Consider the following 25,739-nt stretch of genomic DNA (forward strand, 5'->3'; position numbering starts at 1 on the left):
GATATGAATGTGAAACAAAGGACAATTCAGTCCGAAATAGCTATATCAGGAATAGGACTACACACGGGTGAAATCGTGAATATGACTATCAAACCTGCTGCAGAATTCCATTGGTATAAGTTTAAAAGGGTGGATTTGGATGGGCAACCTGTTGTGGCGGTCGATGCGGATAACGTATCAGATACCTCCAGAGGTACCACCATTTCACAAAATGGAGCTACTGTAAGCACCATAGAACATTTGATGGCCGCGTTTGTGGGCTTGCAAATCGATAATGTGCTTATCGAAATCGATGGTCCTGAGGTTCCTATATTGGATGGCAGCTCGAGGATCTATGTGGAGAAGCTGCTGGAGATTGGCTTCGTCGATCAGGAAGCTGACCGCGATTATTATGAGATCAAAGATAATGTAGCTTACGTGGAGAAAGACCGTAAGGTCGAGATCATTGCCATGCCCTTGGATGGGTATAGATTAACGTGTATGATCGACTTCAACTCATCGGTCTTAGGAAGTCAGCACGCATCGATCAGTAATATTTCCGAGTTTCGCGCGGAAATTGCTTCCTCACGCACATTTTGTTTTCTGCACGAGTTGGAAAGCTTGCTGAATCACAACTTGATAAAGGGTGGCGATCTATCCAATGCCATTGTGATCGTGGATAAAGAGGTAAGCAAGGATGAGCTGGATAAGCTATCTGGTTTATTCAATAAGACAGTTGAAGTGGCGAATGAAGGTATTCTGAACAACATCCAATTACGCTATCAAAACGAGCCGGCACGACATAAATTGCTAGACATGATCGGCGATTTAGCCTTAGTCGGTCGTCCATTGAAGGGGCATATTATGGCTGCACGGCCAGGTCACGCAGCAAATGCTGCTTTTGCGAAAAAGATCAAAGCGCAAATGAGGAGAGATAAGAACCGCAAAAATATGAAGGTGTACGATCCGAATACGACGCCGGTGTACGATACGGTACAGATTATGAATATTTTGCCACACCGTCCGCCATTCCTAATGATCGATAAGATATTGGAACTGTCGGACACCCATGTTGTGGGCTTGAAGAATGTGACCATGAATGAGGATTTCTTTACCGGTCACTTTCCTGGTTCTCCCGTTTTTCCGGGCGTGCTGCAGATTGAAGCGATGGCCCAAACAGGCGGGATCTTAGTGCTAAACACCGTTCCTGATCCAGAAAATTGGTTGACATTGTTCCTAAAAATAGAAAACGCTCGTTTTAAAAATCAGGTGACACCGGGCGATACGATCATTTTCAACTGTGAATTGTTGGAACCCATCCGCCGGGGTATAGCCCGTATGAAAACTGTCAGTATGGTGGGCGATAAGGTAGTGAGTGAGGCCGAACTGATGGCTCAAATTGTAAAAGTAAAAGGTAATTAACATGATACAACCGTTATCATATATACATCCTGAAGCTAAAATAGCTCAGAATGTGGTTGTCGAACCATTCACAACCATCTACAAGGACGTTGAGATTGGAGAAGGTACGTGGATAGGGTCCAATGTAACGATAATGAATGGTGCGCGAATAGGGAAAAATTGCCGCATATTCCCAGGAGCAGTGATTTCCGGTGAACCGCAAGATCTGAAGTTCGAGGGGGAAGTGACGACCGTGGAAATTGGCGATAATACAACCATTCGTGAGTGTGTCACGATCAACAGAGGAACCAAAGACCGGTATAAAACCGTGATCGGAAAAAATTGCCTGATACAGGCCTACAGCCATATCGCGCATGACTGTTTTGTGGGTGACAATTGTATTTTCTCTAACTCCAGCACGCTGGCGGGCCATATTACGGTAGGTGATTATGTGGTGTTGGCGGGCATGGTTGCCGTTCACCAGTTTTGTCAGATAGGCTCTCATGCCTTTGTAACCGGAGGTACATTGGTTCGAAAAGATGTTCCGCCTTTTATCAAGGCAGCACGTGAGCCCATCTCTTACGCGGGGATCAACTCGGTTGGACTTCGCCGACGGGGCTTCACGGCCGAGCAGATAACCGAAATTCAAGATATCTATCGGGTTCTTTTCGTACAGAACCGTAACCTCACGAAGGCGTTAGATCTTATCGAAGCGGAGTTTGCGCCAACAGAGCTACGCGATGAAATTTTGTCGTTTGTGCGAAATTCCAACCGCGGGGTGATCAAAGGATTTAATCAAGGTCGTATATCCACACTTTAATACTTCACGTTTATTGAGTATAACTTTACAAGACTTAGGCAGACGGTATAACAGGGAGTGGATATTCCGCCATATTGATTATACCTTATCATTTGGGAAGAAATATGCTGTCCTTGGGCCAAATGGCTCTGGGAAATCAACCCTGTTGAAAATTATAGCGTCAAGCCTCTCGCCAAGTGAAGGCCAAATCCTATACAAAAACAGGGATGGAGCAGCCATAGAGATCGATAAGGTTTTTCAAGACATTACGATAGCTGCGCCCTATGTAGAGCTGCTCGAGGAGTTTACCCTACGTGAAATGATTGCTTTTCATTTCAAATTCAAACCGTTTCTGCAGGGCTTTACGGCAGATCGCGTCATCGACTTCCTACAACTAGGGAAGGCTATAGATAAAGAAATTCGTTATTTTTCCTCAGGCATGAAGCAACGTGTCAAGCTGGCATTAGCTTGCTGTGCCGGCAACCCCCTTGTTCTTCTCGATGAACCAACCAGCAACTTGGATGCTGCCGGCGAAGCGTGGTATCTAAATCTTATACAGGAAACTATGGGGTCGGAAAGAATGTTGATTATCGGTTCCAATCAGGAACGGGAGTATGCCTTTTGTGATGAATCGCTTAACATCCTCGCGTATAAATAGTCAGCAGATTTTTTTTAAACCTTATATTTTGTAGTTTTGTAATCAAAATTCAAAGATATTGTTATGTCAAAAGCATCTGAAGTAAAATCAGGAAATATACTACGTTTTAACGGCGAGTTAGTAGCTGTCGAGGAGTTTATTCACCGCACACCAGGAAACCTACGCGCGTTTTACCAAGCGCGTATGCGTAACATCCGGAGCGGTAAATTAGTGGAATATCGTTTCAGAACCGACGAAGACGTTGAAATCGCACGCGTGGAAACCAATGATTATCAATATCTGTATGACGAAGGCGACTTTTTTGTGGTGATGGATAATAACACGTATGAGCAATTCAATATTCCTAAGAATCTTTTCGGGGATACAGCCCGCTTTCTAAAAGAAGGAATGAACGTTATCATTGCTTTCGAAAGTGATGAGCCTATTATGGCGCAGGCACCGGCTACTGTGGAGCTCGAAATCACCTACACTGAACCGGCCGTAAAAGGTGATACGTCGACCAATGCCCTTAAAAGCGCAACGGTAGAAACTGGCGTAGAGATTCGCGTGCCTTTATTTATCAACCAAGGTGATAAGGTTAAAGTGGATACACGTACCGGTGACTATATCGAGCGTGTAAAGTAAGGATTGAGATACTAGATTTACTATTCGGTCTTGTTTGCTGCTTCAGCGCAAGACCGTTTTTGTTTATAGCGGATGATAAAAGCTACATTGCGACAAACGTATAAGGAGCGTAGGAAACATCTTTCGAACGATGCTATCAATAGCTTCAACGATGCGCTGCTGCTGCGTCTGCAAACCCTATCGTGGTCAAACAAGAGATACGTCCATACATTCCTACCTATCGCCCAACAGCGGGAACCTGATATGTGGCGTTTTATCGATTATCTGCAACAGCAATTTCCAGACAACAACATCGTGGTTAGCAGAGCCAATATAGCCAACTACAGCATGGAGAATTTTCTGTTTACGGATAAAATGTTGATGGAAGAAAGTGCTTGGGGTATAATAGAGCCTATCTCCGGGGAATCGGTAGACGAAAGCTTGTTGGACGCCGTTATTATTCCTTTGCTGGTGGCCGATATGAAGGGTAATAGGGTAGGATATGGCAAAGGTTTTTACGATCGGTTTCTTGCCAAGTGCCGTCCAGACTGTGTTAAAATCGGGCTTTCCTATTTCGAACCCATTCCAGAAATTACTGATGTAGGCCCTTTCGATGTTCCTTTAGATATACTGCTTACGCCGGACAACACCTATCCGTTTTTTTAACGGTAATGCGTAGTGGGTAATGCGTAGTGCGAAAATGAGCGTCCTTGCGAGCCAGCGGAACGATGGCGCGGCAATCTTTCGGATCGGGGGTATCGAGTAGTGTGTAGTGGGTAATGTGTAGTGCGAAAATGAGCGTCCTTGCGAGCCAGCGGAACGATGGCGCGGCAATCTTTCGGATCGGGGGTATCGAGTAGTGCGTAGTGGGTAATGTGTAGTGCGAAAATGAGCGTCATTGCGAGCCAGCGGAACGATGGCGCGGCAATCTTTCGGATTGCGAGTATTGAGTAATGCGAATTAGACTTTAGTAGATAGTATTTAGTATGTAGATTGGGTATTGGGTAATGCGTAGTGAGTGGGTAATGAGAAGAGTTAGGTTATTCTTTGCTTTATTGCTTCTTCCCTTTCTTAGACGATATGTCGCATCGAAAGCTTTGCAATATGTATACATTTGGTAATGCACAAACCATCCCTGCAAAGGTTTCAAGCGACTGACTTTTGCTACCTTTTGGTCATCAAAAGTAGTGCCCTGCCGCGGCATGTGGCGGTAGGATTTAAGCGAGGGGCAATCCGTTTAAAAACATAAAATCCCTTTTTTTCAAAAGGGATTTTAAACTACTTATATAAAATTCTAAACTTTATGGTATTATCAATCTGCTTCAGCTGCTTGAGCAAATTCTTATCATACGCAGCATGGATATCAGTCACGGCATAGCCAATGTCGCCCTTTGTCATCAAAAATTGTGAAATAATATTGATATCATTTTCGGCATAGACATTATTGATCTGCGCCATAATGCCGGGTACATTTTGATGGATGTGGAGAAGGCGGTGCGCTTGCATAAGGCGTGGTAACGTTAAATTCGGGAAGTTACGACTCATGTAGGTGTCTCCGTTATTGATAAAGTCAGCCATCCGGCGTGGAATAAATTCCGAGTTACGCTTTTTGTTCTTTTTATCATCAAATACCACAATGCCTTTTTCGGTGCAAATTTCTTTACTGATGTTTCCTTTTACATCGCCCAGATAGCCAATTGTCTTGAGCTTGTCTGCTCGTGCAAGCTGCTCGTCCTCTATCTTCACGCCCTCTGCAACGAGTAGCATGCCTACATCTTTGACATATTTCTCTTCAAAGCTATCTTTTGTGCGCACAGAAAAACCATCCCGTTTAAGGATATGTACAGCTATCTCTGGTACATTGCCAATAATCAAACAGAGTATACGGTTTTTTGGATAGGAAATGGCCCGTGGCAAATCGTTTACGTACAGAAATTCATCAAAGCTCGGCGTGATATGGTCCGCTTTCTCGGTTACGCTTTGTCTGGAGATGTTTTCCGTAAAGGCGAAGAATTTCTCGATAAGACCAGACTCCTTCAACTGGAAATCGGAGTAACCATCACCAATTCCGAAGATACGACCATCGATACGGAGTTCCCTAAGCAGCTTTACCTTACCGCCCTCGTCAGAGAGCGGATTGCTCTCATCGTAGCCAATGATATTATCGTCTGCATCAAACAGAAAGGTATTGGCATAGATGTTTTCTTTTTTTATGTGGTAGGGTGTGACGACAGGCGTGATAAACTCTTTGAATCCGCCAGAAACAATCCATGCCGTGTCTTCATTTTTTTTGAAGAATTCTTTGTTCCGGCCGAAGGACAGTGATACCTTCCTTTTTAAATGTGAAACTAATTTATTGAGGTGTGATCGGTTTGCATTGAGCAATTGCACGCGACCGGTTAGGCTTTCCCGAAAGGAGATTTTGCCTTCCATGGCGAGGTTTGTATAATCTTCGATCTTTTGATAGATTGCCTCTCTATCGGGATGATTTTTTAACGATATACGAGCGAGTTCATCCAGCGCTTCGACTTGTGTAAAAGTGCTATCGAAATCGATGATATAGTAATTTTTCACAGTGTTCCAGTTTTAATGTATGGTTTTAGGATTAAGTTTAAGGCTGATTTCCTGCAAAGTTACGTCAACAGCTTTAAACGTGTATCCTGTGGTGTCGGTTACTTTTTTATTTGAATAGGCCAGCTTTGAAGCGGCAGCTTTTGCTGCATCGCGGGTTAAGGACGGGCGTTCGCGTTTTATCAACGCGACAAGCTTAGCAGCACGCCAGGCAACGCTCAGCATAAAAGGTTTTGCCTCGACCGTGGGAAATGGTTTGTTTAAAAGCGTAGCAATGCGTTCTAAAAGGTCTTTGTTCGTAAGGTTTTCACTGTTCAAAATAAAGCGTTCACCCGAGATATCGACCAAGTTCATCAGCACGATCATGATTTTGGCTACATCGTCTACGTCCACAATGCCGACCGTGCCAGGCGGATAAATTTTCAATCCCTGCTGCACCATCTTGAAGATAACGCCGGACCCTTTCGTGCCTGCTCCGATCCCCATGATCACCGATGGATTCACAATAACAGCGTCTAGCCCCTCCACGATGCCGCGCCAAACCTCCATTTCACTTTCGTATTTGGAGACCGCGTACTTGGAATTATCTGCCCCATCGTCCCATTTGCTATCTTCGGTCAGCAGTTCTCCTTTTTTACTGACACCTAGCGTCGCAATGGAGCTTACGTGCACAAGGCGAGCGTTGTGTTCCAAGCAAAGGTTGACAATGTGCTTGGTGCCTTCGATATTGGTATGCAGCATAGCGGCATAGTCTTGCGGCTGGTAGGATATCATGGCTGAACAATGATACACCTGTGTGATTCCCCCGAAGATATCGGATAGGGCAAAATAATCCGTAATATCAGCATCTACCCACTGTATCAAAGACGAGGAAATTAACGTTTCAGGGATCACCGAATTTTCCCGTTTTATTGCCAAAACAGCTACCCCTTGATCGGTTAATAATTTGATCAATGTTGATCCCAGAAAACCAGTTCCGCCTGTTACAAATACCACTGCTGACTAAATTGTTGAACGTTGTTATTCCCAAAGATAGATTATTGTCATCTGCTATCCAAATCGTTTCGGTCTTACGAAGCCGGCTGTTTGAGCAACCCGTCCGGATAGCGGATAGTCTTTTGTTTCACATCAACGGACGCTTTGCTTCAACTCGCAAAATTCCTATTTTTATAAAAAACGAACTTATGAAAGCCATTCTTTACATTATTTTCCTTTTCTCTAATTTTAGTCTTATTGCCCAAGGGAAGAAATTCTTTGATGGGGGGAGCGTTCAGCTACAGTCAACGGTCGAAAAACTTAATTTACAATATGTAGCCGATTTGCCTTTTGTAAACGTTAATATTAACGGGAAGACCTACAACTTCCTGTTTGATACTGGAGCTCCTACCGTTATTTCTACAGCGATCTATACGGAATTAGGACTTGAAAAAAAGCATAAGAGTAAGGCAAAGGATTCGCAAAGAAATAAGCAAAGTCAGATTTTCTCCATATTACCTGAAATGATTGTAGACCAAGTGACTTTTAAGAACATCGGTGTTGTCGTTATGGACCTTAAGGCAACTGAATTTGAATGCCTGCAAGTCGATGGCATTCTGGGCGCTAACCAAATGGCTAAGTTGTTCTGGAAAGTAAACTATGCTGAAAACACAATGGAGGTTACGCAGGATCTGTCCCAATTTGATCTGAACGAATTTGATTTCGTGATTCCATTCACCACGAAGAATCAAAAGACGCCTATTGTGGAAGCGCAGATAATTGGTAAAAAGATAGACTTTACGTTCGATACCGGGTTTTCAAGAAATCTGAAAATTACGGACAGAAATTATAATCCAAAAGAAATAGTGGAGAAAGTGGCAATCTTTGGAAACAGCAGTATCGGCGCTTTTGGTGCAGGAAATCCTGCATCTGGATATCTTTTTAAGGCTCCAAACCTATCACTGGGAAATAAAAGCTTTACCGACGAAATGGTGACGACGGGAGGTTCGAATCTTATTGGAAATGGATTCTTTCAAAATTTTGTAATGGTTTTAGATTGGACGAATCGTAAAATTTATATGAAGCAAATCAGAAATGCTTCCTATGAATTTAGTTCCTTTGGTTTTGGATACCGCTTTGTAGAGAACAAGCCTGTAGTTGTTTACATCTTTCAAGACGAAAGTCTTCCTTTACAAGTAGGAGACTCCATTATCAGTATCAATAATGTTGATCTAGAACATCTTGATAAAGACGCTGCGTGTCATTATTTTTTTAACAGGGCAGAGCAAGATGCGGATGTTATTGATATAAAAATAAGGAGAAGTGGAGAAGTTCTGGATGTGAAATTAACAAAAAAGGTATACCTGAAAAGTTAAGTGTAACGTTTTTTGCAGCGGATGTGAACTATCGTAAAAATAGGAATTTTCACGGAAATAATTATTCCTATCTTTATCCCTCACCATTACGATAAAATTAATACCAACATATTCTATGTCTTTAGCTGATTTCTTTTCGCCAATCTCTACACGTGAATTTTGTGCAGGGGCTGATTTTTATAATTCGCAGTTTGGGAAGATTATCCAAGCTTATGAACACAGCTTTCCAGATCTTGAAGCTCTAGAGAGTAAGCCACATATCGTGATCATTGGTGTCGAAGAAGAACGGGGCGCTGTCAATAACGCGGGGACGAAGAAATCAGCGGATGCTATCCGGAAGCACTTTTACAATTTGTATCAGGGCGATTATAATGTACGCATAGCCGATCTGGGTAATATCCAGGCTGGCGCGACTATTCGCGACACCTATGTCGCCCTAAAGACCGTGGTGGAAGAACTTGTTAAACACAATATCTTACCGATTATTATCGGGGGTGGACAAGATTTGACATATGCCCAATATACGGCCTACGAAGGCTTGGAGCAACGTGTAGAATTAGCAATCATTGATGCGAAGTTTGATCTTGATCAGGATAATGCAGAAAACACGTCCTTAAATTCCAATACCTACCTGAATCATATTATCCTACATCAGCCGGACTATCTTTTTAACCTTAGTAACTTGGCTTATCAAACCTATTTGGTTAGTAAAGAATCGCTGAATATGTATGATAAATTGTTTTTTAGCACCATGCGTATGGGCATGATCACCGGGAAGCTGGATCAGGCGGAGCCGCTGATACGTGCGGCAGACATATTGAGTTTTGACATCGGCGCCATACGCGCATCCGAGGCACCGGGAAATGCAAATGCCATGCCCAACGGTTTATATGGCGACGAAGCCTGCCAGTTAACGCGTTATGCGGGAATGTCGGATAAATGCTCGTCCATTGGGTTTTATGAATACAACCCCACATTCGACCCTATGGGGCATACCGGGAGTCTAGTCGCGCAAATGATCTGGTGTTTTATCGATGGATTCTATAACCGCAAAAACGACGCCCCACTGATCCCGAAGTCCGCATATATCGTTTACCGCACAACATTGGAGAATGATGACTATGAATTAGTCTTTGTAAAAAGCAAAAAATCTGACCGTTGGTGGATGCAAGTTCCTTATTTCGGGTCGAAATCCGTTAACGAACGCTACTATTGGGTTCCTTGTCGATATGAAGATTATCAGCAGGCCGTCGCGGGGGATATGCCCGACCTTTGGTGGAAAACTCACCAGAAATTACAGTAAACTCGCGTCCATTGATATTTAAACTTTCGGGCATGTGAAGCTTGCCCAGAGCTTATCATTTTCTTTAGCTATTTTTTATGGAAATATTATTGATTGTGGTTATCTGCGTTTTAGTGATTTTCATGCTCGCTTTGGTGCGTGCAAATGCCCGCAACGTCAGCAAAAGCGAGTATGAAAGACTGGTTGAAACCCACAATGTTACGCGCTTAGATTTCGCCAAACTGCAGGAAAGAGAACGCATGCTGGCTGAGCGCAGCACACAGCAAGATGATGCGCTGCAGCGTGAGCGAAATGAGCGGGCAGCTTTGGAAAGAACATTGGAGGCGACAAATGCCTACCTGCAGGCCCAGCAAGAAAAGTTTCAGGCGCAGCAAGCAGAGATGACAAGCTTACGGGAAGAATTTAATCTGCAATTCCAGCACATGGCAAACGCCATTCTGGAAGAAAAAACGCAGAAATTTACCGCAGTGAACCAACAGCAAATGGACCAGATTCTCACGCCGCTGAAAGAGAAAATAAAAACCTTCGAAGAGAAGGTCGAACGAACCTATCAACAAGAAGCGGCGGAAAGAAATGTCCTAAAAGGTGTTGTTGAGCAATTGATGCAGCAAAGTTTGCTTATAAAAAATGAGGCGAACAACTTAACAAGAGCCTTAAAAGGAGATACCAAGAAACAGGGAAACTGGGGTGAGATCATTTTGGAACGTGTCTTGGAGCGTTCCGGACTCGTCAAAGATCAGGAGTATGTCTTACAGTCGGTGTTTAAAGCCGAAGAGATCCGTAAGATCCCAGATGCCATTATTATGCTGCCTGACGAAAAGCATTTAGTCGTAGATTCGAAAATTTCGCTGGTTGCCTACGAGCGATGGATCAATACAGAAGATGAGGTGGAGCAAGCAAAATCTTTGAAACAACATGTGCAGTCTATTGAGAGCCATGTACGGGATTTGTCGGCCAAAAACTACCAAGATCTCTACGGTATACATTCGCCGGACTTTGTGCTGTTGTTTATGCCTATTGAATCAGCGTTGAGTGTTGCGGTACGCGAAAAGCCTGATCTGTTTTCCGAAGCGTGGGATCGCAGGGTCGTTATTGTGAGTCCTTCTACCTTATTGGCTACGTTGCGCACCATAGCGAGCATTTGGGTGCAGGAACGCCAAACTAGAAACGTGTTAGAGATTGCGAAAGAGGCCGGTGCGCTGTATGATAAATTTGTGGGCTTTCTAGGCGATATGCAGCAAATTGATGTGCACTTGCAACGCGCCAGCGAAAAACATTTGGAAGCTATGAAAAAACTCTCGACGGGGCCCGGCAACGTAGTCCGGAAAATAGAAAATTTGAAAGTGCTCGGCGCAAAGGCAAATAAGCAAATTGACAATCGCTTTCTGGATTAGGAAAGCAATTGTCAATGGCCCAAAACCTAGTTTAGTATCAGGCTGTGGCGTAGCATTAATAGCCGGCGGCAAAGTCGTCGCCTCGCGGATCAGCGCCAACTTGCAACTTGCCGTTCGGTAAAACAATAATATTTTCCATTCTACCGATGTTTCCGCGTTTATACTGTGTATACCCGTCCTTCTCCAAACGCTGCCGAATGTCGGTTGCAATGGCGCCCTCTTCGACATCAATCCTATCAGGCTTCCATTGATGGTGAAACCGCGGTGCAGACACCGAGGCCTGTGCATCCATATCAAATTCGAGAACGTTTAAGATCCCTTGAAAAACGGAGGTAATAATGGTTGATCCGCCGGGTGTGCCAATGACCATTTTAAGTTTACCATTTTCTTCTACAATTGTCGGAGACATGGCGCTGAGCATCCGTTTTTCTGGCTGGATAGCATTGGCTTTACCCCCTAACAATCCATACAAATTTGGTGTTCCCGGCTTTACGGAGAAATCATCCATCTCGTTGTTTAATAGGAAGCCAGCTCCATCTACCCAGACGCCGGCGCCGTACGATCCGTTTAACGTTGTTGTGAGGGATACCGCGTTCCCTTTGTTGTCTACAATACAAAAATGGGTAGTTTCTTCCGACTCATAGCCTGGAAATTTTGCCGCCTTTACCTGATCACTTGGGGTAGCTTTCTTCAGGCTTACCTGCTTCATGCGTTCCTGGTTAAACGCTTTATTGGTAAGGTATGCTACGGGTACATTATAAAAATCCGGATCTCCAAGGTGTGTTGCTCGATCGGCGTAGACGCGTCGTTCGGCTTCGACCATCGCGCGGACCGTACTATCTGATTGAAATCCCCACTCTTGTAAAGGATATTTCTCTACAGATTGCAAAAGAGCAAGTAGCGCAATGCCACCGCTCGATGGCGGAGGCATGGATATAATGCTATAATTTTTGTAGCTGCCTACGATGGGCTGCCTCCAAACTGCACGGTAGTTTTTGAGGTCAGCGTGAGAGATGATACCGTTACCCCTTTTCATTTCCGCAACGATCAGATCGGCGGTTTCACCGGTGTAAAATCCAGCACTTCCTTTTTCCGCAATTCTTTTCAGGGTGTTGGCCAGTTGCTTTTGGATGAATATATCACCCGCTCTCCAGGGCCGCTCGCGAATGATTTCTGCTCCATTTTTGTTGAGCCTTTTAAAACGCTCTTGATGCGCGTTAAATTCTTTCGCTTGTCGTGCAGTCAACGCGAAGCCTTGCTCGGCAAGCGCTATGGCAGGAGCAAGCAGTGTGGTCCAAGCTAGCGAGCCAAACTTTTTGTGCGCTTCTTCCATACCCGCCACGGAACCCGGAACACCCGCCGCAAGCTGTCCATCAAGGCTCAAGTCTGTGATCGGCTCACCCGCTTTATCCAGATACATGTCGCGATGGGCTTTGCCTGGCGCTTTTTCCCGAAAATCTAATGAAGTCGTTTCACCGCTGTGGTCACGATACACCATAAAGCCGCCTCCCCCAATGTTTCCAGCATTGGGATAGACAACAGCTAACGCAAACTGAACAGCTACGGCCGCATCAACGACATTTCCATTTTGTTGTAAGATGTCCACCCCAATTTGCGAAGCTAGAGGATGGGCTGTAACAACAGCTCCCTGCGAAAACTCTTGGCTTTTTTTTGTATGCTGATTGCTTTGCCGAACCTGGCAGGAGCTTACAAAAAGAATAAATAGAAATGGGTAAAATAGCTTCATATGTATATACATGTGGTTGTTTTATGTGTTATTGGCAAACATCGGTGCGTTGTCACGTAAATATAGCCTAAAACTGTTGTTCTTGAAAATCGGTCGTAAACTGTTTTGCCATATGGCACACACAAATTGCGCTGTATCGTTTAAAACAATGGTTTCTCGGCAGAAGTTTATTACCTTTAACTTGTCTTATGGTAAATGATGAGCGATCGGCTTCAAAAAATACGCGTGAAAACCATCGCCGCATGGCAGAAGACATTTGACAGCGTAAACCATGTGTCTTGCTCACAGAGGCATTATGGACAGGTAAAATTAAACGACGTGATATGAGAAGCATACTCTTGACCATTACCCTCTTATTAAGCTTTACTGCCAGTTTTGCGCAACGTGTGCAGATCATGTCTTATAATATACACCATGGCAACCCACCGGGCAAAGATGGTGTTATCGATCTTGAACAGATAGCCAAGGTTATCAATGACTCAGGAGCGGAGCTGGTCGGGCTTCAGGAAGTGGATGTGCGGGTGCCACGCTCGCAAGGTATCGATCAAGCGCTTGAGCTCGCGGAACTCACCGGAATGTACTATTTCTTCTCGAAAGGAATAGACCTAGATGGAGGCGAATACGGGACACTGATATTGTCGAAGTATAAAATTATAGGCAATAGGCGCTACGAACTTCCGATGCCGGTTCCCAGTGAGCAAAGATCTTTAGCGATTGTGGATGTGCTGTTGCCCAGCGGGCAGGTACTTTCTTTCGCGAATACGCATTTGGATTTAAAAGCGGAGAACAAGCTTGCACAGGCGGCTCATATCACGGAGGTTGGCGATTGGTACGACAGGCCGCTAATCTTGGTGGGCGATTTTAATACCGAACCTGGCAGTGAGCCTATGAATGTTTTGGAGACGTATTTCTCACGCAATACAACAGCGAATGCTGCTACCCATCCCAACCAAAATCCCACAACGGAAATCGATTATATTATGGTTGGTAAGCATGGTAACTTTTCTTGGAAAAGCTATAAAACCATAGCGACAGATGCATCTGATCATCTTCCGGTTTGCGCAGAAGTAGAATTCAAATAGCACGACCGATCACCTGCCTGTTGCGGCGATTTATGGATTTAATTTTTCGTTGTTTTTATGCCGGTCAGCATCCCGAATAGATTTCTTTTCCAAATTTTTAATGAGGGCTTCGTTAAGATCAATGCCTGTCTGGTTGGCTAAGCAAATCAGGACGAAAAAAACATCGGCCATCTCATCGGCCAGGTTCACGGCTTCATCTGACTTTTTAAACGATTGCTCACCATACTGACGCGCCATAATACGCGCTACTTCGCCTACTTCTTCCATCAATATAGCTGTATTGGTTAGTTCGTTGAAATAACGAATACCGGTACTATTGATCCATTTGTCGACTATTTCCTGCGCTTCCTTGATGGTCATGATATGCTTCTATTTTTGTTAAAAATTCTCTTTGTCTTTTGTATTCATGATAATCGTAACGGGACCATCGTTTCGGAGGTCGATTTTCATATCTGTGCCAAAAACCCCCATCTGCGTTTCTTTGCCCAGTAATCCTTTCAAATACGCACCCATCTGCTGGTATAGTGGCTGTGCTTGATCAGGGCGGGCAGCGCGGATAAAGGATGGGCGATTTCCCTTTTTCGTCTGTGCGAACAGCGTAAATTGTGAAATCAGCAGAATTTGTCCATGAATGTCTTTAACAGATCGATTCATCAGGCCGTTTTCGTCCGAAAAAATGCGAAGGTTAACTAACTTTTGCCCAAGCCATTCCAAATCATCTTGGCTATCATCTTCTTCAACGCCCAATAATACCAATAGCCCATTGCCAATGTTGCCGGTGCAGACACCGTCTACCGTACAACTTGCTTGCGTGACCCTCTGTACTACTGCTCTCATTTTGGCAAATTAAAAAGTAAAAAGTAAAAAGTGATAAGTCAAAAGTAAAAAGTAAAAAGTGACAAGTGACAAGTCAAAATTGAAAAGTTAAAAGTGATAAATCAAAAGTGACAAGTTAGAAGTCAAAATTCAAAAGTAAAAATTAAAAAGTCAAAAGTGACAAGTCAAAATTCAAAAGTGATAATTATCTTCGATGAGCTCGCTACGCTCGGTTCAAAAGTAACAAGTTAAAAAGTAAAAATTGATAAACCAAAATCTACACGTGATACGTCAAAACAAATATTTAAAACCTAACATTTAAGCCGAAGAGGAAATTTGTTTCTGCTTGCGGGTAGTACGCGTTACCAAAGATTCTGGCTCCATCTGCTTGCGCTATGCCGCCGTAGGTATATCCGTGCGATTCATATTTCTCATTAAACAGATTGTTTACCGCGAGGTTGGCGTCAATGTTTTCAATATTCCACAACGAAAAGCTATACCGTAACCGTAGGTTGTTTACGAAAAACGGATCTACGCTGCGTGCTCTGCTGCTCGTGTTATCAAGATATTGGCGCGATACATACTTGCTGGCTAAGCTAAACTCCACTGGCGCGATGGGCGTGTAAGACAATTCATTGGATAGAATGACGGCAGGGGAGAAGGAGATGTTCGTTGACCGATATGCATTGGTCACTTGTGGTGCATCCGTAGGATCCCAATTTTCATCAAGTATGCTTAGGTACTCCGTATAGTTTTTGATTTTATTTTCGCTGATACCGGCAGTCGCTTTCCATTGAAATTGCTTTGAAATTCTCCAGGCGCCGTCAAATTCAAAGCCTATGCGGTAGCTATCAGGAACATTTTCGCGAATCGATCCACCCACGTCGTTGATTTCTCCAGTCAGCACAAGTTGATCGTTGTAAAACATACCGTACAGGTTGGCGCCAATATTGATGTTTTCTTTTCTCAGGCGATAGCCCGCTTCGATGTTATGCATCTTTTCCGCTCGTGGTCGTGCATTTGCTGAAGACGCGACGTAGTCGTCGCGAACCGGTTCTTTACTGCCATAAGCATAGGAGCTATACAAGGAGGCACTGGGCGAAAGCATATAAGTGGCTCCTAGCTTCGGGTTGAAAAAGTGATGTTTCACGTTCACGTCCGACAATATTCTGTTATGGTCGAATCCTTCGAAGGTGTAATCCACAAACCGGTATTGTAAATCCGCGTACAGATTGAATGCGCCAAACTTGCCATTCCACTTCCCGTAAAAATTGACGTCGTTTTTCTCAGCGTCGTTGAAATAATACTTATCACCCAATTGACTATCCGATGCATACTGCGCCCAGATCACTTTACCATAATGGTCGCCGCGGTATTGATTGGCACCACCTCCAAAAATAAAGCTGTGGTTTTCATTCAGCTTATGGTTTATCGAAAAAACCGTTCCGTAGAAGTAGTTATCCAACCAGCGTTGGCGGATCAGATCGGTCGTATTGATGACGGTGTCGCTATGGATAATAGGCTTTAAGTTGTATGTGCTGAAGTTGTCATCCCTTCGATATTCTTCATAATACCCTCGGCCACGCGTGTAGTGTAGCGCAACATTCAGCGTTGTGTTAGTCGATGCGAAATAATTATAATGAAGATGATGATGCGTCTGTGTATAATTATCGGTTTGATTTTCGTAATCGAATCCATTATAGCGGCGATTAGTTTCTAGTAATTCTTCGGGCACCCCGTCCCAGGCCTGGAAGGTTTTTTCTTTTCCGGAGAAGATGGTTGCCTTGAGCTGGTGTTTGGCCCCGTAATAGCCGGCATCTACGTAAAACGATTTTAGGTCGGAGGTTGCTCTATCGATATAGCCATCGGAGCTTATTCGGGATAGACGGGCATTGAAAGCAAACTTATCACGTATTAGTCCTGACCCCAGCTTAACCGTGTTTTTCCAGGTATTGTAAGAGCCAAAGGTATTGTTCAGTTCGGCATAAGGTGCTGTCTCTAGCGCGTCAGACTGCATGTTTAGCGATGCGCCAAAGGCGCCAGCACCATTCGTCGATGTGCCAATGCCTCGTTGGATCTGAATGCTCTGCGTGCTTGAAGCAAAATCGGGTAGGTTGACGAAAAATGAACCCATGCTTTCCGCATCGTTCAACGGAATCCCGTTTAATGTCACGTTTATACGCTGGCTGTTCGATCCGCGGATGGTCATGTTTGTGTAGCCAATACCCGCACCAGCATCCGATCCGACAACGACAGAAGGTGTTTGATCAAGTAAATAAGGAATATCTTGTCCAAGATTTAATCGCTTGAGCTCTTCCTTAGAAATGTTCTTGTAGGTCGTGGCGGAATTTTCTGCGGCGCGTGTGGCCATGACCTGCACTTCGCCGGTCAATCGTTGGTCGGGTTGCAGCAACACACGGATAGTACTTTCCTGCGAGGGATTAAGGTGCTTTGAAAACGAACCAAAGCCTATGTGTCGAACCTGCAAGATGGCCGCTTGTGATTTAATTTCGGTAAATGTAACAATTCCGTGTTGATCGGCAGATTTTGTGATGCCCTGAAACTCCACGGATGCACCGCGAAGAGGTTCTTGCTCGAGCGTTTGGACGATAACACGCAACTGTGTTTGTGCAAAAGTTATCACTGTGCACACAAGTAGTGCAAGGGTGACCAATCCATTCTTTACCATAAAAAGTGATATTAATAAAAAAGTTAAACGGACTATTATCAGGGGCTATTAATAGCTGTTATCATTTAACTAACCTTTTCCCTCCGCCAGCATTACCTGGATCAGGTGCGTTTCGCTATCATGCAAAACTGGGTATAATCTCAGCCTTTATTCGTGTTGAAAAAACAAGGCACCCCTTTCGATGGCAACAAAAGTAAACATTAATTTTAGAAACACAAATTGTTAATCTTTTTTTTCAAAGGGGCTAATTGTAATTTTTAATTATCTCAACATGTTGTTTTTCGAATAAAATTTATAAATTAGCAAATGTATTTTCTTTATGAATGGTAAGAAAAGACATTGGTACGCATCAATGATTTCTTTTTATACACAAAAATTAAGTTTTGTAAATCGATGAGGTATATTTCAGCGAGTATTGTTGTTCCGGTAGTTGGGAACTTTTTGAAGAATGGCGTGGTCGCGATAGATGAGTCCGGGATCGTTAAAGGAATTTACGAAAACAATGATGTCGCGATTCTCGATAAAGAGAAAGAGCTCTATGATGGTGTTTTGATTCCTGCTTTTGTCAATGCACATTGCCATATTGAGCTATCGCATATGCTCGATAAGACGGAGAAGGGCGTAGGATTACCTCGGTTTCTTTCTGCCGTGATGAAAAGGAGGGCAGCTGATGAGCGCGAGATTTTAGAGAAAATTACATTTGCTGATGAATTGATGTGGAAAAATGGTATCCAGGCTGTTGGCGATCATGTCAATACATCCCATTCTGCAGAAGTCAAAGCGCATAGCAGAATAAGATATCACACCTTTGTTGAAGTGATGGGCTTGAATAAGGATGAGTTGCAGCCGCGGATAGACAGTGCACGAGATACGGAGTTTTACTTTGATGCAAACCATGCTTCGATAACCCCGCACGCACCTTACTCTTGTTCTAAGGAACTTTTTAAGGCGTTTAAACGCACCGTAAACGAAGACAACATTTTCAGTGTGCATAATCAGGAGAGTGACGAGGAAAATAAGTTGTTTCGGTATCGAGAAGGTGAATTTCTCGACTTCTATAAAGAGATGGGTTTTGATGCTGAAGGATTTAAAGCACAAGCGAGAAACTCTGTGCAGTCTTATTTGCCACACTTACCGAAAAATAACCGCCTCATTTTAGTGCATAACACCTTTACTTCATTAAAGGATATCGACTTTATCAATCGACAAGATAGGGATGTGTATTACTGCATCTGTCCGAAAGCTAACCTCTACATCGAAGGCAAATTGCCTAAGATATTGAATTTTATCCCGGATAAGACGAAGATGATTTTAGGGACCGATAGCTTGGCATCCAACGATACCTTAAGCATTTTGGATGAAATCAAAGTATTGGCTACGCATTTTGATCACCTGGACTTTCTACAACTTTTGCAATGGGCGACAATCAATGGTGCGAAAGCCCTCGGGTTGGAGGACACCATAGGCTCTATAGAATTAAATAAACGACCAGGGCTGCTGCTTTTAAAAGGAATGAACAATTTACGCATCCATGATCGCGTTACAATGCAAAGAATCGCTTAATTTGTTGGATTTTCTTCTGTACATTTGTGCTTGATGAAGCATTTAAATATAGAAGTTTACGGTGAGGTGCAGGGCGTTTATTATCGCTTGACTTGCAAAGCTGTTGCCGATCAGTTGGGTATTAAAGGATTTGTTGTGAACCGGCCTGATGGAAGCGTCTATATCGAAGCCGAAGGTGATTCATCGACATTAGAGGAGTTGCTGGAATTTTGTCAGGAGGGACCAGATCGTGCGGAAGTAAAATCGCTGACGCAGGAAGAGGGGCCTCTTCGCGGATTCAAAAATTTTGAGGTTCTAAAAAAAATCAAATAACGTTAGGGTGTCAGTAGTAAAAAGATTTTTGGGTGATACCGCTATCTACGGCCTGTCGACAATCGTCTCGCGTTTACTCAACTTTGTATTAACTCCGTTACTTATCAAAAAATTTCCTGCATCCGTGTACGGAATTTTTACGAATGTCTATTCCTGGGCGGCCTTGCTAAACACGTTTTTGGCCTTCGGCATGGAAACTACCTATTTCCGCTACTTGCAGAAGGTCGAGCCCGAAGATCGTCCTAAAGTGTTCAACAATACGTTTCTTGTCACCCTTGTTACCGCATTTGTGTTTATAGGGTGCCTTATTTTTTCCAGTGGGGCCATTGCCGCTTGGTTTGGAAGGAAAGGCTTACAGTCCATTGCAGACTACAAGGTATACATTTTGCTTATGGGGCTCACGCTCGCCGCGGATGCTTTGGCCGTCGTTCCCTTTGCCAAGTTGCGATCGCAGAATCGACCAATTCGGTATGCTGTGCTTAAGCTGTGCAATATTCTGGTATTCGTTTTCTTCAATCTCTTGTTTTTGGTGATTATCCCTGAACTTCTGCAGGGCAATAGCATACCACAAGTACGGTTAGCTTGGTTTCGCGAAAGTTGGTTGGGCTACGTCTTTCTTTCAAATTTGATAGCGAGTGCGGTCACCTTAATCATGCTTATTCCGGAGATGAAAGGATTTCGACTGCAGTGCGATCGTCCGATGTTGAAATCCATGTTGTCGTATAGCTTTCCTATTTTTGTTGCCAATATTTCGTTCATTATCAACGAACATCTCGATAAAATCCTGATGCCCACATTGCTGCCTGAGCAGATAGGCGAGCGGGATCTGGGTATTTATGGTGCTATTGCTAAAATAGCGGTTTTTCTGAGCATCTTTGTGCAGGCGTTCCGTTTAGGTGCCGAGCCATTTTTCTTCTCCTACGCGAAACATGAAAACGCCCGTAAAACCTATGCACTTATTATGGAATATTTCGTGATCGCGATGATGTTCGTCATGGTGGCTTTATCCATAAACATAGAATGGCTGAAATATTTTATCAAGGGCGGGAGTGAAGCCGCAATTGCCCAATACTGGTCGGGGCTAACGTATATCCCTATCATTCTTTTTAATTATGTGCTATTGGGCATATACATGAATCTCTCGGTATGGTACAAGCTATCGGATCAAACACGCTACGGACTCTACATCTCTGGAATAGGGGCTGTGACGACGATGGTGCTCTGTTACTATGCCATACCTCGCTGGAGTTATATAGGCGCTATTCTCGTCACCACCGTAACCTATATCCTTATGGTTGCGCTGTCTTATTTCTGGGGGCAAAAAAACTATGTCATTCCATACAATGTCCGGAAGATTTTAACACACTTGGTCGTTGGTGCGACATTGGTTACCATACATTATACATGGCTAGATCGAAGTGTATGGTGGGGTAATGCACTGTTGGGGCTGTACCTGGTACTTATCCTTTTTACTGAACAAAAATTTATCCGTCGCGTTATTCGATCCTAGGGGGAGCACAGTGCGCTGCGGCGCTATGAAAAGTATACTGGGTTTTATTATACGACCTCTTCCGCGAATTTATCGCCGATCTCTTCCAGCACCGCTAAAATATCTTGCTGGTTTTGTAGACCAACGAGCTGCATGCGGTACTCTTTAAAGTTCGGGATACCCTTGAAATAATTAGCATAGTGCCTGCGCATTTCAAAGATTCCGGTCTTATCGCCCTTCCATTCGATAGATTTGTTAAGGTGTGTTTTACAAACATCCACACGTTCCGCTATGGTTGGACCTTCCAGACGTTCACCTGTTTGGAAGAAATGTTTGATCTCCCGAAATATCCATGGATACCCGATTGAAGCACGTCCGATCATGATACCATCCACTTCAAACTCTTGTCGCCACGCAGCCGCTTTCTCTACCGAATCGACATCGCCATTGCCAAATATGGGTATTTTCACACGCGGGTTCTGTTTGACGTCCCGAATCATGCTCCAGTCGGCTTGCCCTTTGTACATTTGTGCGCGTGTTCGCCCATGAATAGCGAGTGCCTGAATGCCGATATCTTGTAGCCGCTCTGCAACTTCATATATATTCTTGGTGTTGTCATCCCAGCCCAGTCGGGTTTTTACCGTTACGGGCAGGTGTGTGGCTTCCACGACAGCCTTGGTCATAGCGACCATCTTGTCAATATCTTGCAATAAGGAAGAGCCAGCCCCTTTACAGACCACATTCTTAACAGGGCAGCCATAGTTAATATCGATGAGATCCGGATTAGCTAGCGTGCATATTTCGGCAGACTGTCGCATATGTTCAATATCAGAACCAAAGATCTGGATACCGATAGGACGCTCGTACTCGAAGATATCCAACTTTTGTCGAGATTTTGCGGCATCACGGATAAGCCCTTCAGAAGAAATGAATTCTGTGTACATCATATCGACTCCGTTTTGCTTACATACGTAACGGAATGGCGGATCACTTACATCCTCCATAGGAGCCAATAACAGTGGAAACTCACCTAAATCAATATGTTCACCAATCTTAACAGCCATCTCATTCATTTTTTACAAAGGTACTAAAAAATTGAAAACGAGTGGAGGTGGGGATTATCCTTGTTTGAAGCTACAGTCGTTTAGGTGATCATCGACCATGCCTACTGCTTGCATATAAGCGTAACATATGGTCGTTCCGAAAAATTTGATTCCACGTTTTTTAAGATCTTTGGCTATGGCATCTGACTCTGCGCTGTGGGTGGCGGCTGATTTCATGTCAGGGAGGCTATTCACTACCCGTTTATTGTTGGGCATAAAGCTGTAAAGGTATTGATAAAATGATCCGAATTCCTCTTGAATGGACATAAAGACCTGCGCGTTTTTTACCGTGGCCTCAATTTTACCGCGATGCCGAATGATGCTAGCATCCTGTACCAATTCATCTATTTTTTTCTGGTCGTATTGTGCCACTTTTTTATAGTCGAAATGGCTAAAAGCGTTTCTGTAGCCCTCTCTTCTCCGCAAGATGGTAATCCAACTTAAGCCTGCCTGTGCAGATTCTAGCACCAGAAATTCAAATAACAGCTGATCGGAAGTAATGGGTTTACCCCATTCTTCATCGTGGTATTTGACATAGAGATCATCGGTGCCGCACCAAGGACAGCGTGTTACATCGGCCTGCTTCATGTTTTCTTTTTTGCTTAACAATATTATCCTAACTTTACGCCAAAGTAAGTAATTTTTCTGCATGTATTGGTTGAATCGCATTTTAATCACTGGTCTATTTTTGCTGTCCGTTTTGCCGGGCATTTGTCAGGTGGATTCGCTACGTTCAACCAGCGGCGCAGACAGCGTAGAGGTTCAGGAAGTAGATGCCTTTAATTATATCTATCCACCTGCCGATCGGCCGCATCAGCTTTTGGAGCAACTCTTGGCTGGTATTGAGGAGCGTAGTACTAATCTTGAAAAAAGTTTGGCCTATATGCGGGGCGAAAATAACGACGTGCCAACTGCGATGGGAACGCGAAAAATCAGCCGACCTACCTGGATTCTGGGAAGTGTCTTTGTCCTTTTTCTTGCCGTAGGGCTGGTTAGAATCCTCTTCCCCGGAGATTTCGCAATGATTGTGCAAGCCTATTACAATGAACGTACCCTGCAACAAATCAGCAAGGAAGATAATATGCTGACTTCTTGGCCTTATATCCTGCTGTATTTAATCTTTAGCTTGGCCCTAGGGTTGTTTATTTTGCTTGTTGAATCTTCCTTTTTGCACCATGATGCGTTAAATTGGTCGAATTACCTCCGAACCACCGCTGTCGTGGCTGTCTTGTTCGTCTTGAAGATCGTATTGATTCGCTTTATATCCTTTGTATTTGAAATCGGTCGTTTAGTAAGAGAATATGTCACGGTCTTGTACTTGGTATATTTCAATAGCATGTTATTTTTAATGCCCATACTCTTGGCGGTAACGCTTATTCCCGCAAACTATTTTAAATTTGTGTTAATTTTGTTTAGTGTTGTGGCGTCTATCTTATTTGTTTACAGGTTCTTGAGAACGGCGCTTCGTCTTTTTGGAAATCTTAAGTTTTCGATTTTTTATTTAATTCTGTATCTTTGCGCACTCGAAGTAGCACCGATTTTGATATTGGTTAAAACACTGAGCAATTAAAAAAATTGAATATGCAAGTAGATGTAGCAAGAGCCAAGAAGGTAAAAAGCATTTTAGTTACGTTGCCAAAACCCGAAAATGATAAGTCTCCATATTTCACATTGGCTGAAAAATACAACCTAAAGCTCGATTTTAGAGGTTTTATCCATGTAGAAGGTGTACCAGCGAAAGATGTCCGCAAGGAGAAGGTAAATTTTGCTGATTTCTCTGCCGTTATCTTTACGAGTAAAAATGCCGTAGACCATTTTTTCCGTGTTTGCGAAGAGATGCGTTACGAGGTATCATCCGAAATGAAGTATTTCTGTATATCGGAAACCATTGCCCTTTATCTTCAAAAATATATTCAATACCGCAAGCGTAAGATCTTCTTTGGCAAACAGACCGCAAAAGATCTTGAAGAGGTGCTGAAAAAGCACAGCAAGGAGAAGTTCTTGTTCCCTTGTTCGGATGTGGCAAATGAAGAAACACAAAAATGGTTGCAGGACAACGGCTACGACTTTACACCGGCCGTTCTTTTTCGTACCGTGATCAGTGACATCCAAGATCTTGAAAATGTCTTTTATGATGTCATCGTGTTTTTTAGTCCATCTAGCGTGCAATCGCTTTACGAGAATTTTCCAGACTTTAAACAAAATAATACTCGCGTAGCCGCCTTTGGTGCGACGACACAACAGGAGTTGTTGAAGCATGATCTGATATTAGACATTCCAGCACCTACGCCTGAAGCACCCAGTATGACTATGGCCGTAGAGCAATACATAAAACAAGTCAATAAATAGAGTTTCTATAAAGAACGATAAGGAAAGAGAGTTACAGAGGTAGCTCTCTTTCTTGTTGTACACAACTTGTCCTCTCGCTGCGTGATACACGTTTCGGCTTCCTACTGCGCATCCTATTATTTAGATAGCGATGAGCCAGAAGATAGTATACCTACATTGTTATCCATTTTTCTTTCCCCGCTCAAGTTTGACGCTAAATATAAAATATTGAAATTTAACCTGTATATTGTCAAGCCAATGGTAGATCGTATTGGCCTTTGTATGCTGCCGAAACATCGTTGGTCAAGCAGATGAAAGAGGGCTAGTAAATAAATATTTGCCCGCTACAGGATAAAGGCTTTCTATCCAGAAGACTTATGTTTGACAATGCGCTGCAAAAGCCTATGGGAATGCTTTTTGGATAGGAGTTTGGTCCTGAGCTATCCGTAACATAGGCAAGCTCAGGGAGAGCAATACGAGCGTATGGCAAGAGTAAAAAGCCGTGTGAAGCAGCTTATTTAGAAGCATTAAAAATAGTCTTGTATTGTGCTTCCAAAAGAACTTTTTTTTTTTAAGTTTGTGCGTAGACGATAAGTAAAATAACGAGTGAAACTAAAACCAGTAGATAGTATATCAGGAGTTGCTCCGAAAGACTTTGTTAGGGATTATCTCAGCAAAGGTCAACCCGTCATTATCAAAGATTTTATAAGCAAAGATAGTGCGTGTTGGCAAAAATGGAGTTACGACTATTTCAAGGAAATAGCTGGTAACGAGCAAGTGGATATATATGGCCGCGAGGAAGAGTCACAAAATCATGCTGCCAGTCCGCCGATAGGTCGCATGAGCTTTGGTGAATACCTTGATAAGATTAGTGCTGAACCTACCGAACTTCGATTGTTTCTTTTCAATCTTCTGAAGATTCGACCGGAATTAAAAAAAGACGTCATATATAATGACGTGACCGGCGGAAAGGTATTACAATGGTTGCCCTACATGTTTTTTGGGGGCGAAGGTTCTGCGACACGCAACCATTTCGATATCGACATGTCGCATGTCTTTATATCGCAATTTCAGGGCACGAAAAGAATCTGGGTTTTCCCTAATGATCAGTCAGACTTGATGTACAAGTTGCCGTATAATTTCCACAGCATAGCAAACCTCAAAACCAGTGATCCGGAAAAATATCCGGGGCTAAAATTGTTAGATGGGTATGAGGCTCTTATTCATCCCGGCGATACTTTGTATATGCCTGCGGGCTGGTGGCATTATATACAGTACGAAACGGAAGGTTACTCCATTTCGGTTCGAGCGCTTGCCAATTCGCTTAGCGAGAAAATAAAGGGTGCGCGAAATTTGTTTATCACAAGACATTTCGATGATACCATGCGTAAGCTTTTTAAGCAGAAATGGTTGGATTATAAGATCGATGTCGCAAAGAAACGAGCGCAGCGCGGCATCCGTAGAAGAAGTTCATAAAAAAAGGAATCCAATGCGATTCCTTTTTTTATGAATGATAGGGAGAATCGTGTATGGCGTGCGCGATAGGCTTGG

General features: G+C 43.5%; 23 protein-coding genes. 15 read left to right on the top strand and 8 right to left on the bottom strand.

The features are described 5' to 3' along the window. Window positions 1-3 precede the first annotated feature (3 nt). The 5 genes from B0I21_RS09415 to B0I21_RS09435 all read left to right on the top strand — a co-directional run bounded on the left by B0I21_RS09415 (window position 4) and on the right by B0I21_RS09435 (window position 4,106). Entirely contained in the window at window positions 4-1,401 is a 1,398-nt protein-coding gene (locus B0I21_RS09415) for a bifunctional UDP-3-O-[3-hydroxymyristoyl] N-acetylglucosamine deacetylase/3-hydroxyacyl-ACP dehydratase (protein ID WP_208292312.1), read from the top strand. A gap of 1 nt (window position 1,402) precedes the next feature. Then, window positions 1,403-2,200, top strand: coding sequence for an acyl-ACP--UDP-N-acetylglucosamine O-acyltransferase (gene lpxA / locus B0I21_RS09420; protein ID WP_133640219.1), 798 nt, complete (start codon window positions 1,403-1,405; stop codon window positions 2,198-2,200). Between the two features lie 13 nt (window positions 2,201-2,213). Continuing rightward, entirely contained in the window at window positions 2,214-2,837 is a 624-nt protein-coding gene (locus B0I21_RS09425; protein WP_133640220.1) for an ABC transporter ATP-binding protein, read from the top strand. Window positions 2,838-2,900: 63 nt separating this feature from the next. Then, window positions 2,901-3,461 carry an elongation factor P gene (gene efp / locus B0I21_RS09430; RefSeq protein WP_133640221.1) on the top strand — a complete coding sequence of 187 codons (561 nt, stop codon included), beginning with the start codon at window positions 2,901-2,903 and terminating at the stop codon, window positions 3,459-3,461. Between the two features lie 72 nt (window positions 3,462-3,533). Beyond that, the gene (locus tag B0I21_RS09435; RefSeq protein ID WP_133640222.1) at window positions 3,534-4,106 is read left to right on the top strand and encodes a 5-formyltetrahydrofolate cyclo-ligase; all 573 of its coding nucleotides are present in this window, start codon (window positions 3,534-3,536) and stop codon (window positions 4,104-4,106) included. A gap of 612 nt (window positions 4,107-4,718) precedes the next feature. Here B0I21_RS09435 and B0I21_RS09440 read toward each other — a convergent pair. Together B0I21_RS09440 and B0I21_RS09445 are read right to left on the bottom strand one after the other, a co-directional pair. Next, window positions 4,719-6,014, bottom strand: coding sequence for an HAD-IB family phosphatase (locus B0I21_RS09440; RefSeq protein ID WP_133640223.1), 1,296 nt, complete (start codon window positions 6,012-6,014; stop codon window positions 4,719-4,721). A 12-nt stretch (window positions 6,015-6,026) separates the two neighbouring features. Beyond that, window positions 6,027-7,007 (bottom strand): NAD-dependent epimerase/dehydratase family protein, encoded by a 981-nt coding sequence (locus B0I21_RS09445; RefSeq protein ID WP_133640224.1) that lies wholly within the window; start codon window positions 7,005-7,007, stop codon window positions 6,027-6,029. A 188-nt stretch (window positions 7,008-7,195) separates the two neighbouring features. Between B0I21_RS09445 and B0I21_RS09450 the strand changes: the two genes are divergently transcribed. The 3 genes from B0I21_RS09450 to B0I21_RS09460 all read left to right on the top strand — a co-directional run bounded on the left by B0I21_RS09450 (window position 7,196) and on the right by B0I21_RS09460 (window position 11,059). Continuing rightward, window positions 7,196-8,362, top strand: coding sequence for a retropepsin-like aspartic protease (locus B0I21_RS09450; protein ID WP_166637826.1), 1,167 nt, complete (start codon window positions 7,196-7,198; stop codon window positions 8,360-8,362). A 115-nt stretch (window positions 8,363-8,477) separates the two neighbouring features. Further along, entirely contained in the window at window positions 8,478-9,665 is a 1,188-nt protein-coding gene (locus B0I21_RS09455; RefSeq protein WP_133640226.1) for a formimidoylglutamase, read from the top strand. Window positions 9,666-9,742: 77 nt separating this feature from the next. Further along, a complete protein-coding gene (locus tag B0I21_RS09460) occupies window positions 9,743-11,059 on the top strand; it encodes a DNA recombination protein RmuC (protein WP_133640227.1) in 1,317 nt (438 codons plus the stop codon). Window positions 11,060-11,114: 55 nt separating this feature from the next. Here the strand turns inward: B0I21_RS09460 and ggt are convergent, their stop codons facing one another. Then, window positions 11,115-12,806 (bottom strand): gamma-glutamyltransferase, encoded by a 1,692-nt coding sequence (ggt, locus tag B0I21_RS09465; RefSeq protein WP_133640228.1) that lies wholly within the window; start codon window positions 12,804-12,806, stop codon window positions 11,115-11,117. Window positions 12,807-13,129: 323 nt separating this feature from the next. Here ggt and B0I21_RS09470 point away from each other — a divergent pair, with 323 nt between their 5' ends. After that, window positions 13,130-13,888: an endonuclease/exonuclease/phosphatase family protein gene (locus B0I21_RS09470; RefSeq protein WP_133640229.1), complete on the top strand. Its 759-nt coding sequence runs from the start codon at window positions 13,130-13,132 to the stop codon at window positions 13,886-13,888. Between the two features lie 30 nt (window positions 13,889-13,918). On the opposite strand, the gene B0I21_RS09475 is transcribed toward B0I21_RS09470, so the two are convergent. The 3 genes from B0I21_RS09475 to B0I21_RS09485 form a co-directional block, all read right to left on the bottom strand. Next, complete coding sequence (locus B0I21_RS09475; protein WP_133640230.1) at window positions 13,919-14,248, bottom strand: nucleotide pyrophosphohydrolase; 330 nt, start codon at window positions 14,246-14,248, stop codon at window positions 13,919-13,921. Window positions 14,249-14,266: 18 nt separating this feature from the next. Continuing rightward, window positions 14,267-14,725, bottom strand: a complete 459-nt coding sequence (gene dtd, locus B0I21_RS09480; RefSeq protein ID WP_133640231.1) for a D-aminoacyl-tRNA deacylase — start codon at window positions 14,723-14,725, stop codon at window positions 14,267-14,269. 283 nt (window positions 14,726-15,008) lie between these two features. Then, window positions 15,009-17,393: a TonB-dependent receptor gene (locus B0I21_RS09485; protein ID WP_133640232.1), complete on the bottom strand. Its 2,385-nt coding sequence runs from the start codon at window positions 17,391-17,393 to the stop codon at window positions 15,009-15,011. 393 nt (window positions 17,394-17,786) lie between these two features. Here B0I21_RS09485 and B0I21_RS09490 point away from each other — a divergent pair, with 393 nt between their 5' ends. The 3 genes from B0I21_RS09490 to B0I21_RS09500 are packed head-to-tail and all read left to right on the top strand — an operon-like array spanning window position 17,787 to window position 20,778. After that, the gene (locus B0I21_RS09490; RefSeq protein ID WP_133640233.1) at window positions 17,787-18,956 is read left to right on the top strand and encodes an amidohydrolase family protein; all 1,170 of its coding nucleotides are present in this window, start codon (window positions 17,787-17,789) and stop codon (window positions 18,954-18,956) included. Window positions 18,957-18,989: 33 nt separating this feature from the next. Beyond that, window positions 18,990-19,268 carry an acylphosphatase gene (locus tag B0I21_RS09495; protein WP_133640234.1) on the top strand — a complete coding sequence of 93 codons (279 nt, stop codon included), beginning with the start codon at window positions 18,990-18,992 and terminating at the stop codon, window positions 19,266-19,268. A 7-nt stretch (window positions 19,269-19,275) separates the two neighbouring features. Next, window positions 19,276-20,778 (top strand): lipopolysaccharide biosynthesis protein, encoded by a 1,503-nt coding sequence (locus tag B0I21_RS09500; RefSeq protein WP_133640235.1) that lies wholly within the window; start codon window positions 19,276-19,278, stop codon window positions 20,776-20,778. A 47-nt stretch (window positions 20,779-20,825) separates the two neighbouring features. On the opposite strand, the gene dusB is transcribed toward B0I21_RS09500, so the two are convergent. Together dusB and B0I21_RS09510 are read right to left on the bottom strand one after the other, a co-directional pair. After that, window positions 20,826-21,821 (bottom strand): tRNA dihydrouridine synthase DusB, encoded by a 996-nt coding sequence (dusB, locus tag B0I21_RS09505; RefSeq protein WP_133640236.1) that lies wholly within the window; start codon window positions 21,819-21,821, stop codon window positions 20,826-20,828. Between the two features lie 54 nt (window positions 21,822-21,875). Further along, a complete protein-coding gene (locus B0I21_RS09510; RefSeq protein WP_133640237.1) occupies window positions 21,876-22,448 on the bottom strand; it encodes a DNA-3-methyladenine glycosylase I in 573 nt (190 codons plus the stop codon). Between the two features lie 61 nt (window positions 22,449-22,509). Between B0I21_RS09510 and B0I21_RS09515 the strand changes: the two genes are divergently transcribed. From B0I21_RS09515 to B0I21_RS09525, 3 genes are all read left to right on the top strand, one after another. Then, complete coding sequence (locus tag B0I21_RS09515; RefSeq protein WP_133640238.1) at window positions 22,510-23,430, top strand: DUF4271 domain-containing protein; 921 nt, start codon at window positions 22,510-22,512, stop codon at window positions 23,428-23,430. A gap of 11 nt (window positions 23,431-23,441) precedes the next feature. Continuing rightward, on the top strand, window positions 23,442-24,209 hold the full coding sequence (locus B0I21_RS09520; protein WP_037498738.1) for a uroporphyrinogen-III synthase: 768 nt from the start codon (window positions 23,442-23,444) through the stop codon (window positions 24,207-24,209). A 585-nt stretch (window positions 24,210-24,794) separates the two neighbouring features. Next, entirely contained in the window at window positions 24,795-25,664 is an 870-nt protein-coding gene (locus B0I21_RS09525) for a cupin-like domain-containing protein (RefSeq protein WP_133640239.1), read from the top strand. Window positions 25,665-25,739: the final 75 nt, after the last annotated feature.

Origin of the sequence: Sphingobacterium paludis (genome assembly GCF_004364125.1) — a bacterium.
GTDB classification, from domain to species: domain Bacteria; phylum Bacteroidota; class Bacteroidia; order Sphingobacteriales; family Sphingobacteriaceae; genus Sphingobacterium; species Sphingobacterium paludis.